Origin of the sequence: Longimicrobium sp. (genome assembly GCF_036399935.1) — a bacterium.
Taxonomy (GTDB): Bacteria; Gemmatimonadota; Gemmatimonadetes; order Longimicrobiales; family Longimicrobiaceae; genus Longimicrobium.
Window position 1 is genome coordinate 1 of the sequence record NZ_DASWMD010000055.1, and the last position, 18,397, is coordinate 18,397.

The 18,397-nt window shown below is 69.9% G+C and carries 14 protein-coding genes; 8 read left to right on the forward strand and 6 right to left on the reverse strand.

The window, feature by feature from the left end; all coding sequences use genetic code 11:
- The first annotated feature begins 67 nt into the window (after window positions 1–67).
- The 3 genes from VGB24_RS16955 to VGB24_RS16965 are packed head-to-tail and all read left to right on the forward strand — an operon-like array spanning window position 68 to window position 1,397.
- Window positions 68–364 (forward strand): hypothetical protein, encoded by a 297-nt coding sequence (locus VGB24_RS16955; RefSeq protein ID WP_331074131.1) that lies wholly within the window; start codon window positions 68–70, stop codon window positions 362–364.
- On the forward strand, window positions 361–1,209 hold the full coding sequence (locus VGB24_RS16960; protein ID WP_331074132.1) for a 1,2-phenylacetyl-CoA epoxidase subunit PaaC: 849 nt from the start codon (window positions 361–363) through the stop codon (window positions 1,207–1,209). The genes VGB24_RS16955 and VGB24_RS16960 overlap by 4 nt, the downstream gene beginning before the upstream one ends.
- On the forward strand, window positions 1,209–1,397 hold the full coding sequence (locus tag VGB24_RS16965; protein WP_331074133.1) for a hypothetical protein: 189 nt from the start codon (window positions 1,209–1,211) through the stop codon (window positions 1,395–1,397). The genes VGB24_RS16960 and VGB24_RS16965 overlap by 1 nt, the downstream gene beginning before the upstream one ends.
- 127 nt (window positions 1,398–1,524) lie before the next feature.
- On the opposite strand, the gene VGB24_RS16970 is transcribed toward VGB24_RS16965, so the two are convergent.
- The gene (locus VGB24_RS16970) at window positions 1,525–4,014 is read right to left on the reverse strand and encodes a TonB-dependent receptor domain-containing protein (RefSeq protein WP_331074134.1); all 2,490 of its coding nucleotides are present in this window, start codon (window positions 4,012–4,014) and stop codon (window positions 1,525–1,527) included.
- A gap of 900 nt (window positions 4,015–4,914) precedes the next feature.
- Here VGB24_RS16970 and VGB24_RS16975 point away from each other — a divergent pair.
- Together VGB24_RS16975 and VGB24_RS16980 are read left to right on the forward strand one after the other, a co-directional pair.
- On the forward strand, window positions 4,915–6,048 hold the full coding sequence (locus VGB24_RS16975) for a GRAS family protein (RefSeq protein ID WP_331074135.1): 1,134 nt from the start codon (window positions 4,915–4,917) through the stop codon (window positions 6,046–6,048).
- Between the two features lie 246 nt (window positions 6,049–6,294).
- Entirely contained in the window at window positions 6,295–6,837 is a 543-nt protein-coding gene (locus VGB24_RS16980) for a hypothetical protein (protein ID WP_331074136.1), read from the forward strand.
- Between the two features lie 76 nt (window positions 6,838–6,913).
- Here the strand turns inward: VGB24_RS16980 and VGB24_RS16985 are convergent, their stop codons facing one another.
- The gene (locus VGB24_RS16985; protein WP_331074137.1) at window positions 6,914–8,326 is read right to left on the reverse strand and encodes a surface-adhesin E family protein; all 1,413 of its coding nucleotides are present in this window, start codon (window positions 8,324–8,326) and stop codon (window positions 6,914–6,916) included.
- A 189-nt stretch (window positions 8,327–8,515) separates the two neighbouring features.
- Window positions 8,516–10,390, reverse strand: a complete 1,875-nt coding sequence (gene ligD, locus VGB24_RS16990) for a DNA ligase D (RefSeq protein ID WP_331074138.1) — start codon at window positions 10,388–10,390, stop codon at window positions 8,516–8,518.
- Between the two features lie 260 nt (window positions 10,391–10,650).
- Here ligD and VGB24_RS16995 point away from each other — a divergent pair, with 260 nt between their 5' ends.
- The 3 genes from VGB24_RS16995 to mazF all read left to right on the forward strand — a co-directional run bounded on the left by VGB24_RS16995 (window position 10,651) and on the right by mazF (window position 13,781).
- Window positions 10,651–13,080 (forward strand): zinc-dependent metalloprotease, encoded by a 2,430-nt coding sequence (locus tag VGB24_RS16995; protein ID WP_331074139.1) that lies wholly within the window; start codon window positions 10,651–10,653, stop codon window positions 13,078–13,080.
- A 117-nt stretch (window positions 13,081–13,197) separates the two neighbouring features.
- Window positions 13,198–13,440: an AbrB/MazE/SpoVT family DNA-binding domain-containing protein gene (locus VGB24_RS17000; protein WP_331074140.1), complete on the forward strand. Its 243-nt coding sequence runs from the start codon at window positions 13,198–13,200 to the stop codon at window positions 13,438–13,440.
- On the forward strand, window positions 13,434–13,781 hold the full coding sequence (gene mazF, locus VGB24_RS17005; protein ID WP_331074141.1) for an endoribonuclease MazF: 348 nt from the start codon (window positions 13,434–13,436) through the stop codon (window positions 13,779–13,781). Before VGB24_RS17000 ends, mazF begins: the two co-directional genes overlap by 7 nt.
- Window positions 13,782–13,948: 167 nt before the next feature.
- Here the strand turns inward: mazF and VGB24_RS17010 are convergent, their stop codons facing one another.
- The 3 genes from VGB24_RS17010 to mpl all read right to left on the reverse strand — a co-directional run bounded on the left by VGB24_RS17010 (window position 13,949) and on the right by mpl (window position 18,266).
- Complete coding sequence (locus tag VGB24_RS17010) at window positions 13,949–15,322, reverse strand: cytochrome P450 (RefSeq protein ID WP_331074142.1); 1,374 nt, start codon at window positions 15,320–15,322, stop codon at window positions 13,949–13,951.
- A 122-nt stretch (window positions 15,323–15,444) separates the two neighbouring features.
- The gene (lepB, locus tag VGB24_RS17015; RefSeq protein ID WP_331074143.1) at window positions 15,445–16,299 is read right to left on the reverse strand and encodes a signal peptidase I; all 855 of its coding nucleotides are present in this window, start codon (window positions 16,297–16,299) and stop codon (window positions 15,445–15,447) included.
- Window positions 16,300–16,811: 512 nt separating this feature from the next.
- A complete protein-coding gene (gene mpl, locus VGB24_RS17020; RefSeq protein WP_331074144.1) occupies window positions 16,812–18,266 on the reverse strand; it encodes a UDP-N-acetylmuramate:L-alanyl-gamma-D-glutamyl-meso-diaminopimelate ligase in 1,455 nt (484 codons plus the stop codon).
- Between the last annotated feature and the right edge of the window lie 131 nt (window positions 18,267–18,397).

Sequence of the window (18,397 nt, forward strand, 5' to 3'; positions counted from 1 at the left end):
GTAAACTGCACGAGGCGCCACGCAGTTCCGCACTCACGCACTCACGCACTCACGCACTCGTCCTTCCGTGATCGAACCCGTCTTCGAAGTCTTCGCCCGCAAGAACCGCGGCGAGCCGCTGCGGCACATCGGCTTCGTGAACGCCATGAACGGCGACCTGGCCCGCGTGTACGCCTGGAAGGAATACGACGAGCAGAACTGGGAAGAGATGTGCGTGATCCCGCGATCCGCCATCATTCCCGTGGACCCCGAGCACAGCACCTTCGTGACGATGATGGGACAGGACGGCGCACAGGAGATCGTCCACGCGCGCGGCACCGGCTCGTACGGCGGCAGCGAGATGGCCGTGAAGGAGGCCCGATGAGCGTCGCCTCTCCGGAAGCCCGCATCGAGTCCGCCTCGGAGCTTTCCGACGAGTCGCGCCAGGCCCTGGGCGACCTGATCCTGTCGCTGGCCGACAGCAAGCGCGTCCTGGGGCTGCGCTACAGCGACCGCATGCTGGGCGCGCCCACGCTGGAGGCGGGGATCGCCGCGTCGTCCATGGCGCAGGACGAGTGGGGCCACGCGCGCCTCACCTATGCGCTCCTGGGCGACTTCGGCGACGAGCCCAAGGTGCTGGAGCACGAGCGCCCGGCCGCCGAGTACCGCAGCCACCCCGCGCTCGACGCCGGTTTCGAATCGTGGAGCGACTTCATCGCCTGCATCCTGCTGATCGACACGGCGCTCGCCACCCAGTACGGCGCGCTGGCCGACAGCCGCTACACGCCGGCGCTCAACCGCGTGCAGAAGATGCTGGACGAGGAGCGCTTCCACTTTCAGTACGCCGCCGGCTGGGTGCGCAAGATCGCCTCGATCGACGAGCTGCGCCCCGAGCTGCAGGACTCGCTCTGCCGCTACATGCCCCAGGCGCTGCTCTGGCTGGGGGATGATGCGGCCCCGGGCACGCAGCGGCTGACGAGCGAGGGGCTGTCCGCGTACGATCCAGCGACGCTGCGCCAGCGCTTTCTGGCCAAGGTGGGGCCGGTGCTGGAGGAGATCGGGATGGGGGATGCGCTGGACGTGTCGCGCGGCGCGGAGGGCTTCGCCTGCGGCGCGGCGCTGGACTGGACAGGATGGAACGAGCGCACCCGCCGCACGGGCGGCGAGCTGGACGAGGTGACGGCCGCCCGCGCCCGCGGCGACAAGAACCGCGCCCTGCTGCTGGACTGATGCCCGAGCCCCGCGCCGAACCCGCCCGGGTGGACGGGCTCCCCGAGTCTGCCCCCTGCCCGTTCTGCGAGGGAACGGACACCAGGCTGCTGAACCCCTTCGGTGGACAGCTCTCGGTGGCGCAGTACTGGTGCAACCGCTGCCGCACGGGCTTCGAGTTCATCAAGTGGGACGACCACGACGACTGACCCGAACGGAAAACAGCAGCACGCAGAGGACGCGGAGGATGACGGAGAGGACGCAGAGAACCGAATGGGGTTCTCTGCGTCCTCTCTTTTTACTCTGCGTCCTCTGCGTGAAACCGCCGTTCCGGGATCAGAGGCCGCCGAACGGAGTGCCGCCACCGTCCTGCTGCTGCGGCGTCTGCCGCACGCGCGGCGGCCTGCCGAAGGTGTACTGCAGCGTCAGGTGCAGTGCGCGCGAGGTCTGCGTGCGCTCCGTCAGCTGGATGAGGTTGTCGTCGCCCGCGCGGATGCGGAAGCGCATCGTGTTGAACGGGTCCGACAAGCGCAGCGTCAGGTTCATCCTCTCGCCGTACAGCTTCTGCCGGACGGACAGGTTGGCCATCTGCACGGCGTCGAAGCGCCCGCCCTCGATCTGCATGGGAGCGCGGTACTGGTACTGCGCCGTGAACGAAGTGCGGGGCGTGACGTTGTAGGTGCCGTTGAACTTCGCCATCCACGTCACCGCGTCGGTGGCCAGGCTCGACTCACCGCCGGTGCCCGACGTGACCATCTTGAAGACGTTGAACGACGCCAGGCCGTTGAACGTCTGGCCCAGCCGCAGCGATCCGTTCATGTCCGCGCCCCAGGACGTACCCGTGTCCAGGTTCTTGAAGCTTACCGACGTCACCTCGCGCCCGTTCACGACGTCGTCCGTGTCCACGACGGCGCGAATGATGTCGGTGGTGCGGCGGTAGAAGGGCGAGAACTGGAGCGATCCCAGCGCGCCCGAGTGCTGAAGGCTCAGCTCCAGGGCGTCGGTGTACTCCGGGTTCAGCCGCGGGTTGCCCACGAAAACGTTCTGGATGTCGAAGAACGTGGGGAACGGGTTCAGCTGCCCGCTGCCGGGCCGGTTGATGCGGCGCGAGTAGCTGAGCTTGGCCTGCGTGTTGTCGCTCGCCTTGTAGCTCACCAGCCCGCTCGGAAAGAAGCTGGTGTAGTCGTACGGAAAGCTTTCCCCGGAGTTGGCCAGCGAGAAGTCGCGGCTGGCGTACTCCGCCCGCAGCCCGCCCTGCAGCTCCAGCTTGCCGATGCCGCGGCTGTACACGCCGTAGATGGCGTTCACGGTCTCGTCGAACTCCAGCGCGTTGCTCAGGTCGCTGGGCGCCCACACGCCGGTGCCCAGCGCGTCTTCGCGCACGTCGAAGTCACGGTCCAGCAGGCGCGAGGTGCCCTTGTACCCCGTCTCCAGCTTGGTGCGCTGCCCGAACGACCGCGTGTAGTCGGCCTGGGCGGTGAACTGGTACATCGTCAGCGCGGTGACGTTCTGCTCCGCGTCCCTCAAGCCCAGGCCGGGGGCCGTCTGGCGCCAGAGATCCACGCGGTCCTCGTCGGCCAGGCGATTGGCGCGCAGCTCGGCCGAGAACTCGTGCCGCTGCGGCTGGTACGTGCGCTTGAAGGCCAGGGTGTAGTCCGCCATGAAGGCGTCGGTCTGCGTGTCGCGCACCCGCTGGTACTCGTCCAGAAGCAGCCGCGAGCCGTTGAACACGCCGTAGGCGCTCAGCGCGTTTTCGTTGGAGTTGCGCAGGTTCAGGGCGAGCGCGTTGGAAACCACGTCACGCTCGTTCAGCCGGTAGTCGAGGGTGGCGTTCAGGTTGTGGCCGGCGTTTCCGTTGCCGCCGGTGATGTCCTGCTCCGTATAGGAGAGCGGAGTCCCGCCGGACAGCCGCGTGCGGTCGTTGACGCCGCCCACGGTGCGGTCGTCGGTGCTGTAGCCGTAGCTGCCGAAGAAGGTGACGGCACCCGCCTGGTATCCCAGGTTGCCCGACCCGGCGTAGCGGTCCGCCGTGGACGCCGCCAGCTGAAGGCCGCCGCTGACGCCCAGGTCCACGCCCTGCTTGAGGACGATGTTGATGATGCCGGCCATCCCCTCGGGATCGTACCGCGCCGACGGATTGGCGATCACCTCCACCCGCTCCAGCGTGTTGGCGGGAAGCTGCTTCAGGTAGGCGGCCAGCTGCGCGCCGCTGATGGGCGCCGGGCGGCCGTTGATCTGCACGACGACCCCTTCGTTCCCGCGCAGGCTCACCTTACCGTCGGAATCAACCTGCACCGACGGCACCGACTCCAGCACCTCGCTGGCGCTGGTGGCCGCGGGGGCCACGTCGCGCACCCGGTAGGCGTTGCGGTCCGGCGCGATGGTGACCTGCTGCGCCTGGCCCGTCACCTGGATGGCGTCGAGCATCACGGCGGCGCGCGGCAGGCGGATGCTTCCCGCGTTGGCCCGCGGCGCGGCGGGCGTGACCGTGAAGGTGGAGGTCTGGGCGGCGTACCCCATCATGCTCACCCGGAGCACGTAGTTGCCCGGGCGCAGCCCGTCGATGCGGAACGACCCGTCCGGGCGCGCGATGGCGCCGGCAACGAGCGTGGAGTCTGCCGCCCTGCGCACCGCCACGCTGGCCGAGGCCACGGCGGCGCTGGTGCCGGCGTCCACCACCGTGCCGCGGACTTCTCCGGGGCCGGCGGCGGGGGGCTGGGGTGCACCGCCTTGCTGGGGCGGGCGCTGGGGGGGTGTCTGGGCCAGGAGCGGGCCGCCGCCGCTCAGGAGCGTGCAGGCAAGGGCGGCGAACAGGAATCTCTGCATCGCAGGATCTCTCGGGGTTGATGGGTGAGCGCTGTACCAGCCTACTAGTACACTAACGATCCAGTACGGTGGAGGCAAGGGTTTCGTTTCGAGCCGGTGACTTCGGGCGGGCGGAAGTCACACAACGTTCGCTACGAGACCTGCAGGCCGAAGGTTTCGGAAATGCTCCGCCGTTGGTCAAGTACTTTACATCACAAACCACTTTCACGCAAGAGCGACGTGCGGGGGCAGACGACTGAGCGAGGCGATGTCATCCTGAGGCCCAGGCGCGCCGTACCAGCCCTGAAGACGAGCTTCGCGGGCCGAAGGATCCAGCCCGGGGCACGTACAGGCCCGGGCGCGGCAGCGGTCACGGAGCCCGGGCCTCGGCTGCCTGTCGGGGCCCTCACCCGGCCGCGCTGACACGCGTGCCACCCTCTCCCACAAACAGCGTGGGAGAGGGGGTACACCCCAGGGTCGGGTGCCTCGGTCGGGCTTCAACTCTCCCGGCGGGCGGCCCATCCGCCGCAGAACTGTGCGGGAACGCGGCATCATCACCCGACACGCCGATTCATGTGTGGCGCCGTTGTCTCATCCTCGCGGATGAACCTCGAATCCGATTGTCCGCTCGGTGGCGGGAAATGTGTAAAAAATATTCCGGATTTTTACTATCCACTGTGTTCACCTGCGTTTGATCGGTGGTGTACAAGTACCACCTGTGGCGTCAACTAAATCCACTTTACAGGGGTGTTTACCCCCGCTAAGTTGTGCGAACGCCACGACGTAATCTACGCGCGCTAACCCGCCACTGCCTTTCCTTCCCGCCGAGGCGAGAACGAAAGCGCAGGGCCGCACCAGCCGGCTGGCTGGGCGGCAAACCCCCGGCGCACCCGCGCCCATTCCGCACAGAGGAACCCTCGCATGGAAACTCGCAAGTACGCCTTCCTTGTGGCCGTGGTGCAGGAACACCTGGCCGGCCGCGACTCCGTTGCCCGCGACCTGCTGGCCGGCCTGGTCGACGGCCAGCTTCAGCCCGGGCGTCCCGAAGACCTTCGCTACTTCATCTTCGCCTCGGCGCTTTCGCGGCGGCTGCAGTCCGACAAGTCGGCCGAGATCAACCTGTACCTGCGCCAGTACGAAAAGACGCAGATCACCCTGTTCAACCTGCTGGCCGAGCACCTGCCCACCGTGGCCATGGCCGGCCCGCTGGCCAACGAGGTGCTGGCGAGCTTCGTGGGCGGGCACGACGAGGTGACGCTGCTGGACGTGGGCATCGGCTCGGGGCGGCAGGAGGTGGCCCTGGTGCACCTGCTGGCCCAGCGCGGCACCCTGCCCCGCAAGCTGAACGTGATCGCCATCGAGCCCGACGCGGGAAGCCTGCTGGAGGCCTCCTTCAACCTGGGCGAAGCCGCGGAGACGCTGGGCTTCGAGCTCGCCTTCTTCCCCGTGCACAAGCTGGTGGAAGACCTGGACGAGGCCGACTGGGCGGAGTTCGCCTCGTTCGGCGCGCCGCTGGTGGTGCTGGGCGCCTTTGCCGTGCACCACGTGCGCTCGGCCCCGGAGCGGCGGACGCGCGACGACCTGTTCCACCGCCTGCGCGAGCTCGAGCCGGATGCGGTGGTGCTGTGCGAGCCCAGCAGCAACCACGACTCCCCCGACCTGATGGAGCGGTTCCAGGCCGCCTGGCACCACTTCGGGCTCACCTTCGGCCTGATCGACGCGCTGGAGGTGGACGAGCCCACGAAGGCGGCGATGAAGATGTTCTTCGCGCGCGAGATCGACGACATCGTGGGCAACGCCGAAGAGGCACGCTTCGAGCGGCACGAGCCGGTGGACAACTGGGTGCGCCGGATGCGCGACGCTGGCTTTGAGCCCTACCCGGAGCTGGAGGCGTTCCAGGGCCGCGAGTCGGGCGGCGTGCGCGTCCGTGCGCGCGACGGCTACCTGGGGCTGGACCACGGCGACGAGACGCTGGTGGCCATCGTCTGCGCCACGCCGGGCGTGCTTGCCGGCGTCGGGGCCCCGCACCGCGCCGAACTGCAAACAGTCGCCTGAGGCGATCGGGGAGAGGCGGAGCAGGCTCCCGCTTTCCGACATCGGCGGCACAGACGGAATCTGTTCATCCAGTCCACTCCCTCTCGCCCGCAACCGTAACGGGCGAGGGAACATGGCCGCCGCGTCCTTGACAGGGGACGTGGCGGCCACATTTATTGTCATTCGCTCCATCCGCGTCACCGCGATGAATCGCCGCCGTCCTCGCGCGCGGCGGTCCGGCGGCTCTCCCCGAACCATCCCTGGCCCGTGACCAACCTTGACCGCATCCCCCTGGACGCCACCGTCAGCGGGGGCAACATCCTTTCCATGCTGGCCGCCATGGGCCCGTTCCGCCGACGCGGCGAGCAGATCCTGGGCGACCACGGAATCCGGGAGGTGACTCCGGCGGACTGGTATCCGCTGCGGCCGTACGTGGATTCGCTGCTGATGATCGGCGAGAAGATGGGGCCCAACACCCTCTTCCAGATCGGCCGGCAGATTCCCAACCACGTGCCGCTGCCGCCGGGGATCGACACGTTCGAAAAGGTGATGGGGTCGTTCGGCATGGCGTACGACATGAACCACCGCGGGGTGAAGCAGGGCGTGATCCCCTTCACCATCACCGATCCGCGCCACGGCACCATCACCACCGGCACGCCGTACCCCTGCGACTTCGACCGCGGCGTCATCCAGGGCTTCTTCGCCAAGCTGCTCTCCACCCGGCCTATCGTGGACCCGGTCGAGGGGCTGCCCTGCAAGGCGCGGGGCGGCGAAACCTGCACCTACGCCATCACCCTTCCCGCGCACTGACGCGGCCTGGGTGATGGACGAAGCCCCGCGGCGCACCTGGCGCCGCGGGGCTTCTTCGTATCGGGCAGGGGAACCGTCAGCGGGCCATGTACTCGCAGACGGCCTCGCCCGCGCTCCCGGCGGAGATGCTGCCCCACTCCGTCCACTTGGTGGGGCGGTCGTCGGACTCGTAGACCTGGCGCGTGCCCAGGTACTGGAGGATCTGCACCAGCCGCACGCGCCGCCGGCTGCAGTCGTAGTCCAGCTGCATCATCTCGCGGTCGTACGTGTCGCCGTACTGGTCGGTGGTCGGCTCTTCGTACAGGCGGCGCAGCCACACGCGGTACGTCCGCTCCGCCTGGGTGGCGATGCGCGTGCGGTCCAGCGTTTCGCGGTAGGTGCCGGTGGCGCCCACGGGCAGCCACCGCTCGTCCTCTTCGTCCGCAGCCGCGGCGGTCCGTGCCGGCGCGGCCTCGGCCCGGCGCACCAGCACCGTGTAGCTGCCCGTTTCTTCTTCGTCGAAGGCGCGCACGGCGATCACGTACTCGCCGTCCGCGGGCGCGGCGAGGGTCAGGCGCGAGTTGGTGCCGCCGGCGCCGTCGTCGTCGGAGCCCAGCACCTCCAGCCCCTTGCCCTGCCCCACGCGACCCACCGCCACGAAGGTATCGAAGTCGTTGGACCGCACGGAGATGGTCACGCGCTCCCCGCTTCGGGCAGTGAGGCGGTAGGCATCGAACCAGCCGCCGCCCTCCACCCGCTGGTCGCCGCTGCGCAGCGCACCCGTCACCGACTCGCCCACGGCAACCCGGCGCAGGCCATCCACCGACTCGATCGCGAATCCACGTGCACGCGTGGCTCCCTCCGCCGGAAAGGCCACCCGGCCGGGCGCCGCGGCCACCAGCGCCTGCACGTCGGCCAGGGGCACGGCGAAGTTCAGGTTCTGGCCGTCGCGCAGCACGGCCACGCTCACGCCCACCAGCTCGGCGCGGCGGTTGAGCACGGGCCCGCCCGACGATCCCTCGGAAAGCGGCGCGGTGATCTGCATCACCCGCTGCCCCTGCAGAACCCGAAACGCGCTGACGATGCCGTCCGACACGGTGTTGGTGAGCCCCTCGGGCGCGCCGATGGCCAGCACCGATTCACCCACTTCCGGGGGCGCCGCGGCCAGGGGGATCGGCGGCGCGGCGGGGGCCATTGCGGGGAGGATGGCAAGGTCCGACGTGGTGCTGATGGCCTCGGCGTGGTCGGCCGAACCCAGCAGCTTGTCGTCGCGGTCGTACACCCGCACCCGCGCGGCGCCTTCCACCACGTGGGCGTTGGTGACGATGCGCCCGCCGCGGATCACGAAGCCGCTGGCGATCCCCGTCTCCTCGCCGTCGGCGTCGAACGTCTTGATGGATACCACCGCGGGCGATGCGCGCTGCACCACCTGCGGAATCGGCAGCTCCTGGGAGCGCGCCACCGCCGGCAGGGCGGCGGCGCAGAGGGCCAGGGCAATGAATGGGCGCATGCGGACGGATCTTCCTGCGTGAGTTTTCGGAACCCGGTGAGGGCGCTCCCCAGAAACGCAAATCCGGTGCACCCCGGCCCCCCTGCCGTAACCCCAGTCACGGGCCAGCGTTCCACGCGCTCCGATCCGCCGGCTCGGGCGTGCCGCTGGGATGCGGCCGGGGCCGTGCCGCCTCACCTGTGGCGCGGCTCACCCAAGGGCCGACTGGCTCCACAGGTCGCCCACGGCACGGAGGCGCGCGGGCATCGTTTCCACGGTGAAGTCCAGCGGATCGAGCACGTCGGACAGCTCGCTCCAGGCGAGCGGGGCGGAGACGGTCAACTCCGGCGTGGCGCGGACGGCGTAGGCGCCGGCCACGTTGGCGCCGCGGCGCGACATCAGGTGGTCCACGTACACGCCGTCCCGCGGCCGGGCCGTCGTCGATCGCTCCACCGTCGCCAGGCCCGGCGCGCGCCGGGTCACCTCGCGCGCCAGGCGCTCGGCCACGACACCCGCCGCGCGCACCGTGGTTCCGGGAGGCAGCAGGGCGTAGACGTGCAGGCCGGATCGCCCCGACGTCTTCAGCCGGCTCTCCAGCCCCGCGTCGCGCACCACCTCTCCCGCCACCCGCGCGACTTCGACGACACGGCTGAACGACGCGGCCGGCATGGGATCCAGGTCCAGCACCACGTAGTCCTGCTCGTCGACGCCAGGGACGCGCGCGTGCCACGGATCGTGCGAGACGGCGCCGCGCGCGATGGTGAACAGGAGCGTGGCCAGGTCGCCGCCCACCAGCATCCGCTTCCGCTCGCGCCCCACCTGCACCTCGTCGACGCGTACCCCGTCCGGCGTGTCGGGTGGGGCGCCCTGGCGGTAGATCGGCCGCTTGCTGGGTGATCCGGGAAAGTAGGCCACGGCCAGGGGCCGGTCGCGCAGCACGGGAAGGACGCAGGGCGACATCTTCACGTAGTACCGCAGCAGGTCTCCCCGCGTGAACCGCGAGCCTGGATAGGCGGGACGCGCGAGGCCCGCGACGTCCAGCATGGCCCCGTCCACCTCGATCGTCCCGCTTCCCTCCCCTTCCTCGATCTCCCGCAGCGCGGCCTCGATGCGTCCCAATCCGCCATCGTCCGCACCCTCCGTCGCGTCACGCAGCAGGTCCGCGCCGGCCTTGTCGTCGCGCAGCCCCAGGAAGGTGGAATCGCGCAGCTTTCCCGCGGCGGTCCACTCCGAGTAGCGGATCTCCGCCACCAGGACCGGGTCGGCCCAGTGGTGCGCCTGCACGAGCCGCGGCTTCGGATCGAACGGGCTCGTTGAGCGCTCCAGCTGCTGCAGCCGGGCGTGCAGCGACCGCAGCATCCGCTCGCTGAATCCCTTTCCCGTGTGGCCGACGTAGCGGAGCCGGCCGTCGCCGCCGTACCGGCCCAGGAGCACGGCCCCCAGCTTCCGCGCCGGGTGGGTGGGGTCCGTCCATCCGCCGATGACGAATTCCTCCTGCGGCGCCAATTTCACCTTCAGCCAGTCGCGCGAGCGGATGCCGGGCTGGTAGCGCGCGCCGGTGCGCTTGGCGACGACTCCCTCCCACTGCTCGCGGCGGGCGTCCTCCATCATCGCCCCGCCGTCCGGCGAGGTGGCGCCCAGCCTCACCCGGTCCGTCTCGCGCCCGTCCAGCACGCGCTCCAGCGACGCCCGCCGCTCCGCCCAGGGCCGCGGCACCAGCGGGTCGCGGCCGGTGAGCAGCAGGTCGTAGGCGACGTACGCGGCCGGCTGCTCGCGCGAAAGGCGCGCGATGGAGCGGGGATTCTCGGTGTGCATGCGGCCGGCGAGCGCCTCGAAGCGAACCACCTGGCCCGCCCGCAGGGCGACGATCTCCCCATCCAGCACCAGGTCGGCGCCGTGGCGTTCGCGAAGCTCGCGGAGGGCGGCCAGCAGCTCGGGAAACTGGTGAGCCTTGTCGTTGCCGTTGCGGGTCAGCAGCACCACGGCGCCCGCGGTGACGACGGCGATGGCGCGAATGCCGTCATACTTGGGCTCGAACGTCCACTCCCCGCCCGCCGGCAGGTCGCGGGCGAGCGTTGCGAGCATGGGGCGGAACTCCGGCGCCGCGGCCACGTCAGCCCGCGCGGTGCGGCAGTGGATGGGGCTCCATTTTGACTACTTTGTCCACTATAATTCCTCTGGGGACTTCCGTCGTCCACATCGCACACACGTTGGCTACTTTGTAGCGATAGGGCCCTTGCAGCGCCTTTTCGTGTTGCCGGAACCGCCTTCGCGCACCTATAGTTGCGCGGCCCCTCGCACGTGTACTTTCCCAAGCAAGGCTTATGCGATCCGCACCGCGATTCGTGACCGCAGCCGGTCTGGCCCTCGCGCTGTTTACGGCCTCCCTGGACGCCGCCGCGCAAGGTCCGCTCCCCTCCATCGCCGAAAAGACGCGCGGCATGGACCGCCGCGACGGCTTCGTCCCCGTGTACTGGGACGCCGCCGCCGGCAAGCTGTGGATGGAGATCCCCCGCGCGGGCGAGGAGCTGATCTACGTGGTCTCGCTTCCGTCGGGGCTGGGCTCCAACGACGTGGGGCTGGACCGCGGGCAGATCGGCGGCGAGCGGCTGGTGCGCTTCGACCGCGTGGGCCCGCGCGTGCTGATGGTGCAGCCCAACCAGGCGTACCGCGCGGTGAGCGACGACCCCGACGAGCGGCGCGCGGTGGAAGAGTCGTTCGCGCAGTCGGTGCTGTGGGGCTTTACCGTCGGAGCCGAGACGGAGGGGCGGGTGCTGGTGGATGCGACGGACTTCGTGCTGCGCGACGCGCACGGCGTGATCCCCGCGCTCAAGCGCGCCCGCCAGGGCGACTACAGGCTCGACGCCACCCGCAGCGCGCTGTACCTGCCGAACACCAGGGCCTTTCCGCGCAACACCGAGGTAGAGGTGACGCTCACCTTTACCGGCGACGCCCCGGGGGCCCTCGTCCGCACCGTGGCGCCCACGCCCGAGGCCGTCACGGTGCGCCAGCGGCACTCGTTCGTGGCGCTACCCCCGCCGGGGTACCAGCCGCGCCGCAGCGACCCGCGCGCGGGCTTCTTCGGCATCTCGTTCTTCGACTACGCCACGCCCGTCGGTGAAGAGGTGGTACAGCGCTACATCTCGCGCCACCGGCTGGAAAAGCGGGATCCCACCGCCGCGGTCAGCGAGCCCGTGGAGCCCATCGTCTACTACGTGGACCGCGGCGCGCCCGAGCCCATCCGCTCGGCGCTGGTGGACGGGGCGCGCTGGTGGAACCAGGCGTTCGAGGCCGCCGGGTACCGCGACGCGTTCCGGGTGGAGGTGATGCCCCCGGGGATGGACCCGCTGGACGCGCGCTACAACGTCATCCAGTGGGTGCACCGCTCCACGCGCGGGTGGAGCTACGGCAACACCGTCACCGACCCGCGCACGGGCGAGATCATCAAGGGCCACGTGTCGCTCGGCAGCCTGCGGGTGCGCCAGGACTACCTGCTGGCCGAGGGCCTCCTGGCGCCGTACGCCACCGGGACGGAGATCCCGCCCGAGATGGAGCGGATGGCGCTGGCCCGCATCCGCCAGCTTTCGGCGCACGAGGTGGGGCACACACTGGGGCTGGCCCACAACTACGTGGCCAGCGCACAGGGCCGCGCCTCGGTGATGGACTACCCGCATCCGCAAGTGAGGCTGCGCGCGGACGGCACCATCGACCTGTCCGAGGCGTACACGGCCGAGATCGGCGCCTGGGACAAGCTGGCCATCACCTGGGGATACCAGCACTTTCCCGCGGGAACGGACGAACGCGCCGCGCTGGAAGGCATCCTGGCCGACACCCGCGGCCGCGGGCTGACGTTCGTGACGGACGAGGATGCGCGCGCGCCCGGCGGGCTTCACCCCCAGGCCCACCTGTGGGACAACGGAGCCGACGCCGCCGCCGAGCTGCGCCGGACCATGGCGGTGCGGCGCGCGGCGCTGCAGCGCTTCGGCGAGCGGGCCATCCGCGCCGGGCGGCCCCTGGCGACCATCGAAGAGGCGCTGGTGCCGCTGTACCTTCACCACCGCTACCAAGTGGAGGCGGCCGTCAAGGTGCTGGGCGGAGTGTCGTACACATACGCGCTGCGCGGCGACCGCCAGGACCCGCTGACGCCCGTTCCCGCCGGCGTGCAGCGCGCCGCATTCGAGGCCCTGATGCTGACGCTGGACCCGGCGGAGCTCGCCATGCCGCGGCCGCTGCTGGAGCTGATTCCCCCGCGCCCGTTCACGTACGGCGCGCACCGCGAGCTGTTCGACCGTTGGACGGGGCTGGGCTTCGACGCGGTGTCGCCGGCGGCCTCGGCGGCGGACCTGACGGTGGGGCTGCTGCTGAACGACGAGCGCGCCGCGCGGCTGGTGCAGCAGAACGCGCTGAACCCCGCGATGCCGGGGCTGGAGTGGACGCTGGACCAGCTGGTGCGCGGCACCTTCGCGCGGCGCCATGCCGACCCGTACCTGGCGGAGATCGACCGCGCGGTGGAGCGCGTGGTCGTGGACCACCTGATGCGCCTGGCGGGCACGGCGCCCATGCCGCAGGTGCGCGCCGTCGCCGCCGGGCAACTGATGCAGATCCGCACCAGTTACGGCTTCGAACACACTCCGAACAGCCCCGAGCAGGCGCACCGCGCCCTGCTGACGGCCGACATCACGCGCTTTCTGGAGCGCGACTACACCCCGGAGCAGCGCATCGCGCCACCCACCATCCCGCCGGGCGCCCCCATCGGCGACGACGGCGAGTTCTGAAATTCAAACCGGCCCCGCGGATCACCTCCGCGGGGCCGGTTTTGTTCTCGGCAGCCTTGTCACGTTTGTACGAATTGATTATCTTGCGTGTAGCAAACAAGTACTCAGGAGGAAGCCATGCGCGCGCAGATTCAGCAGTGGGGGCAGAGCCTCGCCCTCAAGATCCCGAACACCTACGCGGCTGAAACGGCCTTGTCCTCCGGGTCGGAAGTCGAAATGACCGTTGAGGACGGCCGGCTCGTGATCACTCCCGGCACGAAGCCCCGCTACACGCTCGAGGAACTGGTAGCGGGAATCACACCGGAGAACCGGCACGCGGAGATCGACACCGGCCCACCGGTCGGCAATGAGGTATGGTAGCGGGCAGTTACACGCCTGATCGAGGCGATTTGGTCTGGGTCACGTTCAATCCCCAGAGTGGACGTGAACAGGCCGGTCGCCGTCCTGGCGTGGTGCTGTCACCAGCATTCTACAACGGCGCTTCGGGGCTGGCGCTTGTCTGCCCGATTACAAGCAAGGCGAAAGGCTATCCTTTTGAGGTGGCTCTGCCCAGCACGGGCGCCATTCGTGGAGTTGCACTGGCCGATCAGGTAAAGAGTCTCGATTGGCATACACGACGGGTCGAGTTTGCCGAACGTGCTCCGCGCGACTTCGTGGTCGAGGTACAGGAGAAAATTGCAATCCTCCTTGGCGTTAGATAAGGACATCCCTGAGAGCAGGAAGGAGCCCCGAAGCTAAAACGCGCTTCGGGGCTCCTTTCACCTCCAAGAACAAACCCCTGACCCGCAGGCCAGGGGGACCCGGGATTCTACCCCCGGGGATGACGCTTTCAATATACACACAAAGCGCGAGGGCTGTCGAGCCCGCCTCATCTAACCGATTCCACCCGCATCTGCACGCCGATGGCGCGCAGGGTGATGCGGGGCTGGGGGGTGGGCGCCGCGCCGGCGACCGGGCGCAGGCGCCAGCGGCGAGCGAGCGTGGCCAGGGCGAGCACCCCCTCCATCCACGCGAACCCCTCGCCGATGCACTTGCGGGGCCCGCCGCCGAACGGAAAGTACGCGTAGCGCGGGTGCGACGCCTCGGCGTCGCCCAGCCAGCGCTCGGGGCGAAACTCCAGGGGCTCGCTCCACCAGCGCGGGTCGCGGTGCACCACCCAGGGGCTCACCAGCACGATGCTCCCCGCGCGGATGCGGTAGCCCCGCGCCTCGAAGTCCTCCAGCGGCTGCCGACCGATCGTCCACGCTGGCGGATACAGGCGCATGGACTCCGCCAGCACCGCGCGCGTGTACGGCAGCGCGGGATAGTCGTCCGCGCCCGGCGCGCGGCCGGCGAGAACGGTGCGCAGCTCGTCGTGAAGGCGCGCCTCGGCATCGGGGTTCTGCGCCAGCAGGTGCCACGTCCACGCCAGCGCGTTGGCGGTGGTCTCGTGCCCCGCCAGGAAGAGCGTCAGCATCTCGTCGCGCAGCTGAAGGTCCGTCATCCCGCCGCCGTCGCCCTCCTCGTCGCGCGCCGCCAGCAGAAGCCCCAGCAGGTCGTCGCGGTCCTCGCCGGAGCGGCGGCGCAGGTCGATGGCGCGGTAGATGGTGGCGTCCAACTGGCGGCGCGCGCGCTTCATCCGCAGGGTGCCGGGCACGGGCAGCCGGTCCAGCAGCGGCGCGAACGGGTTGTGAAGCCGGTCGAAGAGCGCCAGCGAGTCGGTGAGCGAGCGGTTGATCTCCTCCGCCTCGGCGCCCACGTCCGCCCCCATCAGCGTGTCGCCGGCGATGTCGAGCGCCATCCGGGTCATCTCGCGCCCGGTGTCGAACTCCATCCCCGGCCGCCACGACTGGGCCGTGCGTTCGGCGTGGCGCACCATGGCGGCGGCCATCGCCGCGATCTTTTCCTTGTGGAACGCGGGCTGGGCCAGCCGCCGCTGGCGCAGGTGGAACTCGCCCTCGCTGGTCAGCAGGCCGTTGCCCAGCAGCACGCGCGCACGCTGCAGCGCCAGGCTCTTGATGAAGTTGCGGTGGTGGGTGACCAGGACGTCGCGGACCAGGTCCGGGTGCGTCAGCAGGTACGCGCGGCGGTTGGCCAGGTGGAACATCACCACGTCGCCCCAGCGGGCGCTCATCCGCTGGAAGTCGCCCAGCGGGTCGCGGCGAAACGCCAGCAGGTGACGCAGCGAGGGGCGCTTTTCCGGCCCGGGGGGATCGGGAAGGTGCGCGAGGTTCGCGGGGGCTGCGGGAAGCGTCAGGCTCATCGGGGTCGGCCGGGATCTCGTTCACCTGCAGGAACGCGGAAGCGCCAGGGATCTCTCCCCGGCGCCTCCGCGTCTTTCGTACCCGCACGTCCCCGGCCCGTCCCGCCACCGGCCGAACGCTTCTACCGCACGCGGTCGAAGAACCGGCCCCAGCGCGCGGCGGTGATGGGCCGCGGGAACGCCGCATCCGCATCCATCTTGTCGTACGAGAAGTAGATGAACAGCGGCTTTCCGCGGATGTCCACGCGCGGCACCGGGCCCATGAAGCGCGAATCCAGCGAGCGGTCGCGGTTGTCGCCCATCAGCCAGTACTTGCCGGCCGGAACCACCAGCGGCCCCCAGTTGTTGCGGCTGGGGCGATAGGCGCGCTTGTCCACGGACGGCACTAGCAGCGGATAGTGGTTGTGCGAGCCGTACGCGTCGGTGCGCACCGTGGGGTCCATCATGATCCCGGCCCCGAACTCGGGGATGGGGTCGTCGCCCTCGTCCAGATAGCGCGCGTAGGCCTCGTCCAGCCGCTTGCCGTTGCGGTACATCACCTTGTCGCGCATCTGCAGCGTGTCGCCGGGAACGCCGATCACCCGCTTGACCACGTCGATGCGCGGCTCGTTGTACCCCGGGCGGAACACCACGATCTCGCCCGGGTGCGGGTCGCGGATGGAGGGAAGCTTGATGCTGGTGAACGGGATGGTGGCGCCGAACAGCGCGTTGTTCGCCATCAGGTAGTCGCCGATCAGCAGCGACTCCTCCATGCTTTCCGAGGGGATGGAGTACGCGGTGATGATGAACGTGCGGATGACGAAGAACAGCAGCACGGCCCAGAGCACGGACTTGATGCCCTCGACCGCGCCACCCGCGCTGGCGGTCGCCCCGCTTTTGACGGCCTTGCGAGCCCGCTGGCCCTTGAGCGGCGCGGACTGGTGCGGCTCGGCGTCGGCGCGGCGGCGCGAGGGAGCGTCGTTCGGGGGTTTCGCCACGATCGGTATCTCGGGGAAAAGCGGCCGGCGCCGTCGGTGAGGGCGGACGGCCGTTGTGGCATCGGGATCACAAACGATAGCCGCCGCGCGGTCGTGCTGGCAACCACGCGGCGTGCGCTCCCGTGTACGCCGGTGCGCCCGAAATGTTTCGGCACGCCTCCAACGGTGTCTCACACGATATACACGGAGGAAAAGCGGAGGGCACGAGCGCCCCGCGCTGTCATCCCGAAGGAGCGCCCCCGCCCCACCTGACCTCACACCGCGGTACGCAGCGACTGAGGGATCCGCCACACACTCGGCGGATCATCCCCGCGGCCCGCCCGGCTCAGACCTGTCTCCTCTGATGACGAGAGACCGGGCACGGAGCAGCCGCGGCTCCCTCGCGTCGCGCACGCTGTGTGGCGGATCCCTCGGTCGCTGCTGGCAACGGCGCAGCCGCGGGTTCGGCTTGGCCGCTCCGTCGGGATGACAGCGACGGGTTCTGCGTGCGTCTTGTCAGAGTCCGAGACGCCCTACGAGCCCAGCGCCTCCAGCAGCTTGCCGTGGATGCCGCCGAAGCCGCCGTTCGACATCACCAGGACCACTTCGCCGCCCTTGAACTCGGGGGTCAGGCGGGCGACGATGTCGTCGGGCTCCGGGATGAAGTCGGCCGTCTTGCCCTCGGCGCGCCAGGCGTCCACCAGCTCGTGCGGGTTCATCGCCGTTTCGGCGGTGTAGCGCTCGGGATGGAAGAGCCCCGCCAGCACCACCCGGTCGGCCCCGGCGAACGACAGCCGGTACGCCTCCTGGAATTCGCGGCGCTGCGCCGTGTAGCTGCGCGGCTCGAACACGGCCACGATCGGCCGTCCCGGGTAGCGCTGCCGCACCGCGTCGATGGTCTCGCGCACGGCCGTGGGGTGGTGCGCGAAGTCGTCGATCACCGTTACCCCGCGCACCTCGCCGCGCACCTCCATCCGCCGCTTGACGCTGGCGAAGGTGCGCAGCCCCTCGAGCACGCCCTCGCGATCGGCCCCGACGGACTCCGCCGCGGCGATCACTGCCAGGCAGTTTCGCACGTTGAAGGCGCCGGTCAGCGGCGTGCGCACTTCCCCCCACTCCTCCCCGTCGTGAAGCACCGTGAAGCGCGTGCCCTCTTCGCCGAACGACACGTCGCGCGCCGTCCAGCGCGGGTGCCCGTTTGCCCCGGCGGAGTCGTCGCCGTAGCCGAACGACTCGATGGGCGCGTGCGACGCGGGGGCCAGCTCGCGCACCAGGGGCGAGTCCCATCCCGCCACCAGCGCGCCGTTGCGGGGCACCAGGTTGATGAACCGCGAAAAGGCGAAGTTGTAGGCGATGTCGTCGCGGTAGATGTCGGCGTGGTCGAACTCGATGTTGTTGACGATGGCCGTGACGGGCAGGTAGTGCCACATCTTGGGGCCCTTGTCGAAGTACGCCGTGTCGTACTCGTCGCTCTCGATGGCGAAGAACTCCGAGTCCGTCAGCCGGAACGAGGTGCCGAAGTTCTCGGCGATGCCGCCGATGAGGAACGACGGGTTGAGCCCGGCCGATTCCAGGATCCACGCCAGCAGCGACGTGGTCGTGGTCTTTCCGTGGGTTCCCGCCACCGCCAGCACGTGCTTGCCGCGCAGGAACTCGTCCTTGATGACCACCGCCGCGGCGGTGTAGTGAAGCCGCCGCTCCAGCACCGCCTCCAGCTCGGGGTTGCCGCGCGAGATGGCGTTGCCCACCACCACGATCTCGGGGTTCACGTCCAGGTTGGCGGGCGAGTACCCCTCGGCGTAGTCGATGCCCAGGCCGCGGAGCTGCGTCGCCATGGGCTCGTACACGTTCTCGTCCGAGCCGGTCACCCGGTGCCCGGCGGAGCGCAGCAGGCCGGCCAGCGACGCCATGGCCGTCCCGCCGATGCCGATCAGGTGGTAGTGGCGCGGCGTGCGGGCGCTCGTCTGGGACACGGTGGGCTGCGGCATTCCGGCGTTCTCCTCTCGGGTTCGGGTCAGGGCGGCAGGGGCTTTGCCAGAGGCGTGCCCGCCGTCACGAACGGAGTAGATTGTGGCCGCGCCGCACGCCCGGCACCGCCGCCGGCCGCCAGAACCAATCC

Coding starts and splice junctions, on each gene's coding strand:
- VGB24_RS16960 (WP_331074132.1), top strand. CDS start 361: ATGAGCGTCGCCTCTCCGGAAGCCCGCATCGAGTCCGCCTCGGAGCTT.
- VGB24_RS16965 (WP_331074133.1), top strand. CDS start 1,209: ATGCCCGAGCCCCGCGCCGAACCCGCCCGGGTGGACGGGCTCCCCGAG.
- VGB24_RS16970 (WP_331074134.1), bottom strand. CDS start 4,014: ATGCAGAGATTCCTGTTCGCCGCCCTTGCCTGCACGCTCCTGAGCGGC.
- VGB24_RS16975 (WP_331074135.1), top strand. CDS start 4,915: ATGGAAACTCGCAAGTACGCCTTCCTTGTGGCCGTGGTGCAGGAACAC.
- VGB24_RS16985 (WP_331074137.1), bottom strand. CDS start 8,326: ATGCGCCCATTCATTGCCCTGGCCCTCTGCGCCGCCGCCCTGCCGGCG.
- ligD (WP_331074138.1), bottom strand. CDS start 10,390: ATGCTCGCAACGCTCGCCCGCGACCTGCCGGCGGGCGGGGAGTGGACG.
- VGB24_RS17000 (WP_331074140.1), top strand. CDS start 13,198: ATGCGCGCGCAGATTCAGCAGTGGGGGCAGAGCCTCGCCCTCAAGATC.
- mazF (WP_331074141.1), top strand. CDS start 13,434: ATGGTAGCGGGCAGTTACACGCCTGATCGAGGCGATTTGGTCTGGGTC.
- VGB24_RS17010 (WP_331074142.1), bottom strand. CDS start 15,322: ATGAGCCTGACGCTTCCCGCAGCCCCCGCGAACCTCGCGCACCTTCCC.
- mpl (WP_331074144.1), bottom strand. CDS start 18,266: ATGCCGCAGCCCACCGTGTCCCAGACGAGCGCCCGCACGCCGCGCCAC.